General features: G+C 71.8%; 10 protein-coding genes. 2 read left to right on the top strand and 8 right to left on the bottom strand.

From position 1 onward, the window contains the following. Positions 1–222: 222 nt before the first annotated feature. Positions 223–1,674, bottom strand: coding sequence for a bifunctional 2-methylcitrate dehydratase/aconitate hydratase (locus C7456_RS00380; protein ID WP_109721801.1), 1,452 nt, complete (start codon positions 1,672–1,674; stop codon positions 223–225). 287 nt (positions 1,675–1,961) lie between these two features. On the opposite strand from C7456_RS00380, the gene C7456_RS00375 reads away from it, so the two are divergent. Next, on the top strand, positions 1,962–2,639 hold the full coding sequence (locus tag C7456_RS00375) for a TerC family protein (protein ID WP_109721800.1): 678 nt from the start codon (positions 1,962–1,964) through the stop codon (positions 2,637–2,639). 14 nt (positions 2,640–2,653) lie between these two features. On the opposite strand, the gene C7456_RS00370 is transcribed toward C7456_RS00375, so the two are convergent. From C7456_RS00370 to prpB, 7 genes are all read right to left on the bottom strand, one after another. Next, the gene (locus C7456_RS00370) at positions 2,654–4,045 is read right to left on the bottom strand and encodes an acetate kinase (RefSeq protein WP_170120135.1); all 1,392 of its coding nucleotides are present in this window, start codon (positions 4,043–4,045) and stop codon (positions 2,654–2,656) included. Between the two features lie 60 nt (positions 4,046–4,105). Beyond that, positions 4,106–4,645 (bottom strand): hypothetical protein, encoded by a 540-nt coding sequence (locus C7456_RS00365; protein WP_109721799.1) that lies wholly within the window; start codon positions 4,643–4,645, stop codon positions 4,106–4,108. A gap of 10 nt (positions 4,646–4,655) precedes the next feature. Continuing rightward, positions 4,656–5,345, bottom strand: coding sequence for a C39 family peptidase (locus tag C7456_RS00360; RefSeq protein WP_109721798.1), 690 nt, complete (start codon positions 5,343–5,345; stop codon positions 4,656–4,658). Continuing rightward, positions 5,342–5,740 (bottom strand): hypothetical protein, encoded by a 399-nt coding sequence (locus C7456_RS00355; RefSeq protein ID WP_245889725.1) that lies wholly within the window; start codon positions 5,738–5,740, stop codon positions 5,342–5,344. The genes C7456_RS00360 and C7456_RS00355 overlap by 4 nt, the downstream gene beginning before the upstream one ends. A gap of 121 nt (positions 5,741–5,861) precedes the next feature. Continuing rightward, positions 5,862–6,818, bottom strand: a complete 957-nt coding sequence (locus C7456_RS00350) for a hypothetical protein (protein ID WP_109721797.1) — start codon at positions 6,816–6,818, stop codon at positions 5,862–5,864. Between the two features lie 444 nt (positions 6,819–7,262). Further along, entirely contained in the window at positions 7,263–8,408 is a 1,146-nt protein-coding gene (prpC, locus tag C7456_RS00345; protein ID WP_109721796.1) for a bifunctional 2-methylcitrate synthase/citrate synthase, read from the bottom strand. A 60-nt stretch (positions 8,409–8,468) separates the two neighbouring features. Next, a complete protein-coding gene (gene prpB / locus C7456_RS00340; protein ID WP_109721795.1) occupies positions 8,469–9,356 on the bottom strand; it encodes a methylisocitrate lyase in 888 nt (295 codons plus the stop codon). Positions 9,357–9,609: 253 nt separating this feature from the next. Here prpB and C7456_RS00335 point away from each other — a divergent pair, with 253 nt between their 5' ends. Next, complete coding sequence (locus C7456_RS00335) at positions 9,610–10,827, top strand: citrate synthase family protein (protein WP_109721794.1); 1,218 nt, start codon at positions 9,610–9,612, stop codon at positions 10,825–10,827. Positions 10,828–10,903 lie beyond the last annotated feature (76 nt).

Below are 10,903 nucleotides of genomic sequence, written 5' to 3'. Positions count from 1 at the left end.
GGCGCAGCCGTGTCCTGCGCATGAACCGCTCCCACGCCGCTCAGGGCCAAGGCAATCAACAAATACATGCCCTTACGTTTCATCAGGTGTCTCCTCGAAATGAGCTCGCCTTTCTGAAATGAATCCCGAGCGAGCGTAACTTATTGAACCCAAAGTCGCTTCTGCTCAACGGAGCGACTCCGCCGCGGCGCGGCGGAACTTATTACTCCACTAACAACATCTTTACAATGTGAAGAGGCCGAGGAACTGCTGGATCGGCATGGCGTCCAGGCGCGCCGGGTCGCCGGCCGCGTCCAGGATGGCCTTGATCCGGTGGGCCGGCAAGTGGCCGCGCAGGGCCGCCTCGAACTTCTTCAGCAGCACCGGGATGCCCTCGGCGCGGCGCCGGCGGTGGCCGATCGGATAGTCGATCGAGACCTTCTCGGTGCTGCTGCCGTCCTTGAAGAACACCTGCACCGAGTTGCCGATGTAGCGCTTGTCCGGGTCGAAGTAGTCCCTGGTGAACTGCGGGTTCTCGCTGACCGCCATCTTCTCGCGCAGGGCGTCGATGCGCGGGTCGGCCGCCACGTCGTCGTTGTAGTCGTCGGCGGTGAGGCGGCCGAAGATCAGCGGCACGGCCACCATGTACTGGATGCAGTGGTCGCGGTCGGCGTAGTTGGCCAGCGGGCCGGTCTTGTCGATGATGCGCACGCCCGCTTCCTGGGTCTCGATCGCCACCTTCTCGATCTGGTCGAGCCGGCCGGCCACCTGCGGGTGCAGCTTCATCGCGCACTCCACCGCGGTCTGCGCGTGGAACTCGGCCGGGTAGCTGATCTTGAACAGCACGTTCTCCATCACGTAGCTGCCGAACGGGCGCTCGAACTCGAACGGCCTGCCCTTGAAGGCCACGTCGTAATAGCCCCAGGTCTTGGCGCTCAGCGCCGACGGGTAGCCCACCACGCCGCGGTACACCGCGTTGATGGCGTGGGTGACGGCGCGGCGGCAGGCGTCGCCGGCGGCCCAGCTCTTGCGCGGGCCGGTGTTCGGGGCGTGGCGGTAGGTGCGCAGCGCGCCGTTGTCGATCCAGCTGTGCGAGACGGCGGTGACGATCTGCTCCTTGCTGCCGCCCAGCATGTGCGTGGCCACCGCGGTGGAGGCCAGGCGCACCAGGATCACGTGGTCCTGGCCGACGCGGTTGAAGCTGTTCTTCAGCGCGTAGCAGCCCTGGATCTCGTGGGCCTTGATCGCGTAGCCGAGCACGTCGCGCACGGTGAACGGCCGGCCGCCCTCGCGCTCGGCCTTGCGGCCGAGGTAGTCCGCCACGGCGAGGATGCTGCCGAGGTTGTCCGACGGATGGCCCCACTCGGCGGCCAGCCAGGTGTCGTTGAAGTCCAGCCAGCGGATCTGCGTGCCGATGGCGAAGGCCGCCTGCACCGGATCGAGCTCGTGGCTGGTGCCCGGCACGCGCGCGCCGCCCGGCAGCGTGGCTCCCGGCACCACCGGCCCCAGGTGCTTGACGCACTCGGGGAACTTCATCGCCAGCATCGCGGTGCCCAGCGAGTCGAGCAGCATGTAGCGCGCCGTGTCGTACGCCTCCTTCGACTCGATCTGGTAATCGGCCACGTAGTCGGCGATGTCGACCATCGGCTGGTCGGGATCGGGGCGGACGGCGGAACGGATGTCGTGGGCGCTCATGCGGCGTACTCGAGGTGGATGAAAGCGTCCATTTTAACCGCCCGCGGAGGCGGCGCGCTTGACCGGCCGCCGCAACGGCACCGACAATGGCCGCGTTGCATCCATCCCAAAAGGGAGTAGTTCCGGGACCGGCCATCGGCCGTTCCCGCGCGATGGCCGTCATCACGGGCGACAACGCCGCCCCGGTCACCGCGGCGCCATGCGGCGGCGGACGAGACTTTTGCGATGACGGCGAACCCGCGCGTCGTTCGCCGCCGTCGCACGAGTCCGGCGCGCTGGATCATTCCATGGCATCGATACCCGGCTACGACTTCCTCTCCGGCCTCCTGGCCATCATCCTGCTCGACCTCGTGCTCGCCGGCGACAACGCGATCGTGATCGCGCTGGCCGCGCGCAACCTGCCCAGGGCGCTGCAGAAGAAGGCCGTGTTCTGGGGCACGTTCGGCGCCGTCGCCGTGCGCATCCTGCTGACCGCGGTGGTCGTCTACCTGCTCAGGCTGCCCGGGCTGATGCTCGCCGGCGGCCTGCTGCTGCTGCCGATCGCCGCCAAGCTGCTCAAGCACGAGGAGCATGCACCCGAGGTCGATGCCGCCGGCGGCTTCTGGTCGGCGCTGCGCATCATCGTGGTGGCCGACGCGCTGATGGGCCTGGACAACGTGCTGGCCATCGCCGGCGCCTCGCGCGGCCACCTGCCGCTGGTGATCCTCGGCCTGGCGATCAGCGTGCCGCTGGTGGTGTGGGGCTCCACGCTGATCCTGCGCTGGATCGAGCGCTTCCCGGTCATCGTCTACATCGGCGCCGGCGCGATCGCCTGGACCGCCGCGCGGATGATCGCCCACGACCACCTGCTGTCGCCCTGGTTCGAGCCGCGGCCCTGGGCGCGCTACGCGCTCGACGCGCTGCTGGTCGCGGCGGTCTGCGGCGGCGGCTGGCTGATGCGGCACCGCCGCCGCGCGGCGGCCTGAGGCCGGCGGCGCCCTCAGTACATCATCGGCACGCGCACCGTCACCGTGGCGTCGGGGGTGTCCCGCGTCACGCCGACGCCGAGGGTGAAGTTCATCGTGCGCCTGTCGCTGAAGCGGTAGGAGCCGCCGATCAGCAGCGTGCCCAGCACCACCCTGGTCGAGCCGGGCACCTTCTGGCCGTTCTGCCGCGTCACGCCGATCCAGCTCTGGTCGTAGCCGATGCTGAAGGAGGCCTTCTCGTTGAGCGCCAGCCCCATGCCGACGCTGGCGTCGGCGACGTTGCCGACCTTCACCTTGCCGAGGTACTCCCGCCCCGCCAGCACCAGGTTGCGGTACACGTTGTCACGCTCGAAGTTGTACAGGTAGCTGAGGTTGCCGAAGAACACCACCGGGTCGGACGGATAGAGCCAGGTCACGCCCGGCTGCAGCGCGTTGAAGCCCGAGCCGGTCGGCTGCTGCAGCGGCAGGCCGGTGCCGGTGGCGTTCTGTGCGCAGCGCGTCACGCAATCGGTGGTGACCTCGAAGGGATCGCGCCCGGTGCGCGACTTGTAGCGCAGCCAGGCGATGTAGTACGGCCTGTCGGCGCCGCCGTCGTTGAGCTGGTAGCGCGCCGTCGCCTCGACGTCGCCCAGGCCCTTGCCGCTGGAGCCGAACACGTTGTCCTGCGCGGCGCCGGTGAAGATCTCGCGGCTGACCGTGTCGGTATGGCTGTGCACGTACGGCACGCGCAGCTCCAGCTCGAAGCGGTTGGTGAAGCCGTAGCGCGCGGCCAGCACCGCGGTCTGGGTGGTCGTGCGCACCTGCCGCACGTCGATCAGGCCGATCAGGATGGCCGGGATGACGGTGTAGCCGACCAGCGCCACGCGCCCGTTGGAGGAATAGCCGAACTGGTAGGACGGCTCGATCACCAGCCTGCCGCGCGGGGTCAGCACGCCCGGCTGCTCGAAGATCGGCGCCACTTCAGGCGGGCGGCTGTCCTGCGGCGGCGCCTGCCCCACCGGCCGGGTCGCGGCCGGTTCGTCGCTGGCGGCCACCGTGGCGTCCTGGACCGGCATCGGCAAGGCGGTGGCGCGGCCGCCGGCCGCGCCGATGCTGCCGCCGCGCTGCTGGTCCAGCACGTCCATGCCCACGGCGTGGCGCAGCGCCCGGTAGTCGGCCTCCTGGGCGGCCAGCTGGCGCCGCATGGCATCGATCTGCGCCAGCTGCGCGGCGAGCTGCTGGCGCATCGCGTCGATGCGCTGCCCCTGCTCGGCCACGCGCTTGCGCAAGGTATCGGAGATCGCGTCGCCGGGCGCCGCGGGCGGCGGCGCGGGCGCGTCCTGCGCCACCGCCCAGCCGCCGAACCACAGCAGGCCGGCGCAGCCGAGCGGGGCGCCCCACTTCCGATGCTTTTGCTTGCGTTCCATCGTGCCTCCTCCCGGGCGCGGCGAATGCCCGCCCGCCTGGCGACCATCGCCGCGCCGGCGTCAGTGCCCCAGCGAACCCAGCTGTGCCGCCTGCAGGCTGTCCTGCAGGCTCTGGGCGCGGAACGCGCCCAACGTGTTGACGGTGACGTCGAGGGTGGTCAGGCCCTGGATGGCCTGCCGGTCCAGCGTGTTCTGGATGACCGTCGCGCCCAGGCCGCCCCGCAGCAGCGAGGGGTCGAAGCTGTTGTTCGCGCCGATCTGCACCAGGTTGACCGCGCCGAGGGCCGAGGCCAGCGCGGCGGCCTGCGGAGCGGTGAGGTGCGCGATGTCCGGGACGCTGAAGCGGGTGGAGGTGACCAGGCTGCCGTTGACGTAGACCGCCCGCGCGACGCCGAGCGAGGCGACCAGGCCCTGCCCCACGTCGTAGCCGCCGCGCACGCCGTCGAGGACGGCATCGCTCACCGGCGCGCCCGGCAGCGCCGGCCGGGCCGAAGGCGACGGCAGGGGAACCGGCGGCGGTTGCGCGCGCGCCGCGCCGCACACGCCCGCCGCGCCCAGCGCGGCCAGGCACAGCAGGCGACGGTGGAAGGCGGGCGTCATCCCGGCGGCCTCAGAAATCCGCGGGCCCGCGCCTGGGCAGCGTCACCGCGTCCAGGCCGCGCCGGTCGACGCCCGCCGGCAGCGGCGCGAACGGCGCCGCGCGCCAGTCGCCGGCCGCGTTGAAGCGCGCCAGGTCGCGCCGGTTGTGGATCACGAACACCAGCCCGTTCCTCCACTGCCGGACGAAGCGGTCGCGCGGGATCGAGCGCGTGCCCAGCGCGGGATCGCCGACCAGCACGCGCCCGGCCAGCAGGCCCTTGACCACCACGAAATGGTGGTAGCCCCGGTCCTCGATCAGCACGATCGCCGGCAGGTGCTCCTCGGCCAGCCTGTCCAGCGGCACGCGGAAGCCGTCGGCCTCGAAGCCGTTGGCCTCCAGGTAGCGCTTGATGTCCAGCAGCGAGAAGCCTTCGCGGTTGATCTTGGCGCGGTCCCCGTGCGCGTACATCTGCTCGAAGGCCGCCTGCTCGCTCACCGGGTAGCCGTACTGGTAGGTGAGCAGCGTCGCGACCGCGGCCGAGCCGCAGCTGAAGTCGTATTTCTGCCGCACGGTGTTGCGGAACTTCGCCTCCTTCAGGCTGGTGAGGCGCAAGGCATAGCTTTGCCCGGTGCCGCTGTTGATCTGCACCGAGGCCGCCGGCGCGGCGCCGGCGCACACGGCGAGCCCGAGCAGCGCCAGCGGCAGCGTCCACCTCCTCATGGCTGGAACTGCACGTTGATGATGGTGGCGTTCTGGATCAGCACGTTGCTGCCGCTGTTCTGGATCACCGTCGGCAGGCCGACGGCGCTGCCGAAGGAGCCCGCACTGATCGAGTTGGCGCCGCTGACCACGTGGTCGGCGGTGTCGTCCGACACCGTGCCGTCGAGGCGCATGTGCTCGTGGATGTCGGTGCCGCCGCTCTGCCGCGCGAGGTCGTCGGCGCCGACGCTCTGCCCCAGGCCGGCGACGTAGCCGGCGTGCGCCGCCGTCGCGGCGCGCACGTAGGAAGCCGTCGGCCCGGCGAGCAGATAGCCGCCGGCGGGCCGGCCCTGCGCCCAGCACGACGCGGCCAGGCACAGGGCCGCCGCTCCGCCGAGGTTACGGATGGGGATCATGGCTGCGCTCCTGCGGGGAGGCCACGTCCGCGGCACCGCCGGGAGCGTGCGCTCCCGTGCGCGGGCCGCGACCGTCATGGGCGGCGGAACCCTGCGGCTCCGCCGCCCGTCCTCCGGGTGGTTACTGGCCCACGTTGAGGTTGGCCTGCACGTTGACGCCCTGCTGGATCAGCGACGCCGCGCCGCTGTTCTGCGCCATGATGGTCACGCCCGCGGCCGCGGCCGCCGCGCTGTTCATCTGGTTGGACATGTCGAAGCTGCCGGCATCCGCGTAGGCGGTGCCGCCAGCCGCACCGGCGCCGCCGGCGCCGCCCGTGCCCGCGCCGCCCGCGCCGCTGCCGCCCGCGCCACCGGCGGCACCCGCGCCGCCGGCGCTGTCGGCCGCGCCGCTGGTGCCGCCGGTGGAGGTGGAAGCGCCGCTGGATGCGGTGGACGCGCCGCTGGTGCCCGCGCCGCCGGTCCAGCTGCCCGCGCCGCCGGTCGCCGTGCCGCTGCCGGCACCGCGCTGGCGGTTGCGCGTATCGCCGTTGTCGCCGCTGGACTCGCCGCCGCCCGCCGCGCTCAGCGCGCCGACGTAGCCGCTGGAGCTGTCCGAACCGCCGGCATGCCCGCTGCCCGCGCGCGCGTCGCCGCCGTCGCCGCCCGAACCGCCGCGGCCGCCCTCGCCGCGGCCGCCGATGCCGCGCGCGCCGTCGCCGCCGGCACCGCCGTTGGCGTCGCCGAAGTTCTTCGCCACGTTGCCGATGTCATGCACGTAGACGTGGGTGACCGCGCCGTTGAGCGTGCTGTTGGCCACGGCGTTGCTGACGTTGAACGAGTCGGTGATGGAGGAGGTGGCGGTTCCGCCGTTGTTGGCCGCCGAGCTGCCCTGGGCGGCGGCATTGGCGTCGCCCGAGTTCATCGCGTCGGCGTACGAGTGCGTGCTCGAATTGGTCTTGGTGTGGGTGCTCGAATCCGAGTAGCTGTGCGTGCTGGAATTGTTGAAGGAGTTGGAATTGTTGTTGAGCTTGTCCGCGAACGCGGGAAGCGCCATACCGATGCCGAGGACGATCGCGGTGGCGATAAGAGTCTTGCGCATGTCTGTACTCCTGAACGATGCGGTGACCCCCTGTTTGTGCTGAAGCCAGCACACCGGCGTCGCAACATGCGTGCCACTTTGTCCCGCCGCGGGCAAGGACGGACAAGGCGAAGGGAATCAGCCGCTTGCGCCGCATCCGCGACGCGGCCGTCCGGACGTCCCCGGTCGGCAGCAGCGGTGGAGTGATGCGCCCCCGTTACAGCGCCGCCGTCCGCGCACGCCGCGCGATGCGCGCAGGTGCGCCAGACAATCCCGGCAGGACAACGGCTTGCCGCGCGCAGGCCGGAACGACGCCGGGGCCCGCGCGCTGTATCGCCGCCGATACAGTGCTGCCGCGGCATTGCAGGCCGCCGCCGCCATCCGGCTGAACGCCGGCCAAAGGCCGGAAGCGGAAAGGGAGCCCGGCGGGCTCCCTTCTCTCCTTTCCCGGTCGGCCCGGCGCGCTCAGCGCTTCTCGATCGGCACGTAGGCCTGGTCTTCCGGCCCGGTGTAGTTCGCGCTCGGGCGGATGATCTTGCCGTCCTGGCGCTGCTCGATCACGTGCGCGCTCCAGCCGGAGGTGCGCGCGATCACGAACAGCGGGGTGAACATCGCGGTGGGCACGCCCATCATGTGGTAGGCGCTGGCCGAGTACCAGTCGAGGTTGGGGAACATCTTCTTCAGTTCCCACATCAGCTTCTCGATGCGCTCGGACACCTCGAACAGCGTCGGGTTGCCACCCTCGGCGCACAGCTTGCGCGAGATCTCCTTGATGATCTCGTTGCGCGGGTCGGACACCGTGTACACCGGGTGGCCGAAGCCGATGATGATCTCCTTGCGCTCCACCCGGGCGCGGATGTCCGCCTCCGCCTCGGCGGCGCTGCGGTAGCGCGCGATGATCTCCATCGCCACCTCGTTGGCGCCGCCGTGCTTGGGGCCGCGCAGCGCGCCGATCGCGCCGGTGATGGCCGAGTACAGGTCCGAGCCGGTGCCGGCGATCACGCGCGCGGTGAAGGTGGAGGCGTTGAACTCGTGCTCGGCGTACAGCACCAGCGACTTGTCCAGCGACTGCGCGTGCAGGTCGCTGGGCTTGCGGCCGTGCAGCAGGTGCAGGAAGTGCGCGGCGATGGAGTCGTCGTCGGTCTCCGTCTCGATGCGCTTGCCGTTGTGGCTGAAGTGGTACCAGTACAGCAGCATCGAGCCGAAGCTCGCCATCAGGCGGTCGGCGATGTCGCGCGCGCCGGTGACGTTGTGGTCGTCCTTCTCCGGCAGCACGGTGCCCAGCACCGAGCAGCCGGTGCGCAGCACGTCCATCGGGTGGGTGGCGGCCGGCAGCAGCTCCAGCGCGCCCTTCACCGGCGCCGGCAGGCCGCGCAGGCGCTTGAGCTTGGCGCGGTAGGCGTTCAGTTCCGCCCAGTTCGGCAGCACGCCGTGCACCAGCAGGTAGGCCACCTCCTCGAAGCAGCCCTTGGCCGCCAGGTCGTGGATGTCGTAGCCGCGGTAGTGCAGGTCGTTGCCGCTGCGGCCGACCGTGCACAGCGCGGTGTTGCCCGCGGCCACGCCGGACAGGGCGACCGACTTCTTGGCCTTGGGAAGGACTTGCTCGCTCATCGGGTGCTTCTCCTCAATGCTTGCGGATGCCGGCGCCGCCACGGCGGCGCGGCGGGTCTCTCAGCCTTTCTTGCCGGCGAACAGCGCGTCGAGCTTGTCCTCGTAGGCGTGGTAGCCGAGGAAGTCGTACAGCTCCTCGCGCGTCTGCAGGGTGTCGATGATGTTCTTCTGCGTGCCCTCGCGGCGCACCGTCTCGTAGAAATTCAGCGCGGCCTTGTTCATCGCGCGGTAGGCGCCGCAGCAGTACAGCGCGATGTCCACGTCCGCCGCGCGCAGCTCGTCGGTGGTGAAGAACGGCGTGGAGCCGAACTCGGTGAGGTTGGCCAGGACCGGCACCTTCACCGCGGCCTTGAAGCGGCGGTAGTCGTCCAGCGTCTTCATCGCCTCGGGGAAGATCATGTCGGCGCCGGCCTCGACGTAGGCGCAGGCGCGCTCGATCGCCGCGTCGATGCCCTCCACCGCGGCCGCGTCGGTGCGCGCCATGATCACGAAGCCCGGGTCGGTGCGCGCGTCCACCGCGGCCTTCACGCGGTCGACCATCTCTTCCTTCGCCACCACCTCCTTGCCGGGGCGGTGGCCGCAGCGCTTCTGCCCGACCTGGTCCTCGATGTGCACCGCGGCCACGCCGACGTTGACGAAGGAGCGGATGGTGCGCGCGATGTTGAAGGCGCCGCCCCAGCCGGTGTCGATGTCCACCAGCAACGGCAGCTGCGTGGCGTCCACGATGCGGCGCGCGTCGGTGAGCACGTCCTCCATCGTGCTGATGCCCAGGTCCGGCATGCCCAGCGAGTTGGCGGCCACGCCGCCGCCGGACAGGTACAGCGCCTTGTAGCCCACGCGCCTGGCCATCAGGCCGGCGTAGGCGGTGATCGCGCCCATCACCTGCAGCGGCCGCTCGGCGGCGAGCGCGGCGCGGAAGCGGCCGCCGGCGGAATCGACTCGGCTCATCGTGCGTCTCCGAAACGGCTGATTGTAAGCGATGCGCTCCCCGCGGCCTTGCCGCGGCGCAGTAGGCGCGCCGCCGGGCCGCACGGCAGCCGCGATGGCGGCCAGCCGACGGCGCCGTCGTCGCGGCCCCGCCGCGCGCGGGCGTCGCATACCGTTCCACGGGGCATCGCGCACCCGGGTCCGGGAGGGAGGCCCCACTGTGTCATAGCCCCATAGGTTGATCAATCTTGATCAAATGGATCAACATGTCGCCATGCCCAGCGACTACCTCACCGCCCGCGCCGCCGCCGAACGCCTCGGCGTCAGCCTGCCCACGCTGTATGCCTACGTCAGCCGCGGCCGCATCGACTCGCGCCCCGGCGCGGACGGGCGCAGCCGCGAGTACCGCGCCGAGGACGTCGAGCGCCTGATCGAGCGCCGCCAGGCCGGCCGCGGCGCGGCGCAGGGCGCGGCGCACAGCCTGGCCTGGGGGTTGCCGGTGCTGCAGACGCAGATCTCGCTGATCCGCCCGCACGGCCACTACTACCGCGGCCAGTCCGCGCTCGCGCTGGCCGAATCCGGCGCCACGCTGGAGGAAGTCGCGCGCCTGCTGTGGGGCAGCGGCGAACCAGACCCGTTCGCCGCCGTCGCGCCGGCGCCATGGCCGGCGGCGGTGGCCGCGCTGCTGCGCCAGCGCGGCCTGCCGCCGCTGGAGCGCACCGCCGCCGCGCTGCCGCTGCTCGCGCACGACGCGCCGCATTCGCACAGCCGCGACCCGCTGCGCCGCCAGCAGCAGGCCGCCCGGCTGCTGCGCGAGACGGCGGCGCTGCTGTGCGGCGGCCGCCCCGACCGCCGCCCCGTCCACGAACGGCTGGCGGCCGGCTGGCGCCGCGAGGGGGCGTCCTTCGCGGACCTGGTGCGCCGCGCCCTGGTGCTGTGCGCCGACCACGAGCTCAACGCCTCCGCCTTCGCCGCCCGCGTGGCGGCCTCCACCGGCGCCAGCCTGCACATGGCGCTGTGCGCCGGCCTGGCCGCGCTGTCGGGACCGCAGCACGGCGGCGCGGCGGCGCGCTCGCACGCGCTGATCCAGGAGCTGCTGCGCGAGCGGCGGCCGGCCGAGGGCGTGCGCGAGCGCCTGCGCCGCGGCGACCCCCTGCCCGGCTTCGGCCATCCGCTCTACCCGGAGGGCGACCCGCGCGCCGAGGCGCTGCTGCGCGCGCTGGACGCCGTGCGGCCGCGCCCCGCCGCGGCCGGCCGCATCCGCCTGCTGGCCGAGGCCGCGCAGGCGCAGTGCGGCCTGCGGCCCAACCTGGATTTCGCGCTGGCGGCGCTCGCCTGCGCGCACGGGCTCGACGCCGATGCCGCGCTGGCGATCTTCGCCGCCGGCCGCGCCGCGGGCTGGCTGGCGCACGCGCTGGAGCAGCAGGCGGAAGGCGGCCTGATCCGCCCCCGCGCGCACTACGCGGGCGACCGCCCCGGACGGCCGCCGTGAAACCGGGCGCCGGCAACGATAGCCGCAGACAATGGATGCCATCCTGACAATCAATTGGATCGATGGAATGGCAGGG

The organism is Fulvimonas soli, assembly GCF_003148905.1.
Taxonomy (GTDB): Bacteria; Pseudomonadota; Gammaproteobacteria; order Xanthomonadales; family Rhodanobacteraceae; genus Fulvimonas; species Fulvimonas soli.
The sequence above is the reverse complement of the archived record's forward strand: the minus strand, read 5'-3'. Positions and strand labels throughout refer to the sequence as shown.

What these genes read in the sequence shown, in the direction of transcription:
- C7456_RS00365 (WP_109721799.1), bottom strand. Translation starts at nt 4,645, where the DNA reads ATGACGCCCGCCTTCCACCGTCGCCTGCTGTGCCTGGCCGCGCTGGGC.
- C7456_RS00350 (WP_109721797.1), bottom strand. Translation starts at nt 6,818, where the DNA reads ATGCGCAAGACTCTTATCGCCACCGCGATCGTCCTCGGCATCGGTATG.
- prpC (WP_109721796.1), bottom strand. Translation starts at nt 8,408, where the DNA reads ATGAGCGAGCAAGTCCTTCCCAAGGCCAAGAAGTCGGTCGCCCTGTCC.
- C7456_RS00380 (WP_109721801.1), bottom strand. Translation starts at nt 1,674, where the DNA reads ATGAGCGCCCACGACATCCGTTCCGCCGTCCGCCCCGATCCCGACCAG.
- C7456_RS00355 (WP_245889725.1), bottom strand. Translation starts at nt 5,740, where the DNA reads ATGATCCCCATCCGTAACCTCGGCGGAGCGGCGGCCCTGTGCCTGGCC.
- C7456_RS00370 (WP_170120135.1), bottom strand. Translation starts at nt 4,045, where the DNA reads ATGGAACGCAAGCAAAAGCATCGGAAGTGGGGCGCCCCGCTCGGCTGC.
- prpB (WP_109721795.1), bottom strand. Translation starts at nt 9,356, where the DNA reads ATGAGCCGAGTCGATTCCGCCGGCGGCCGCTTCCGCGCCGCGCTCGCC.
- C7456_RS00360 (WP_109721798.1), bottom strand. Translation starts at nt 5,345, where the DNA reads ATGAGGAGGTGGACGCTGCCGCTGGCGCTGCTCGGGCTCGCCGTGTGC.
- C7456_RS00375 (WP_109721800.1), top strand. Translation starts at nt 1,962, where the DNA reads ATGGCATCGATACCCGGCTACGACTTCCTCTCCGGCCTCCTGGCCATC.
- C7456_RS00335 (WP_109721794.1), top strand. Translation starts at nt 9,610, where the DNA reads ATGCCCAGCGACTACCTCACCGCCCGCGCCGCCGCCGAACGCCTCGGC.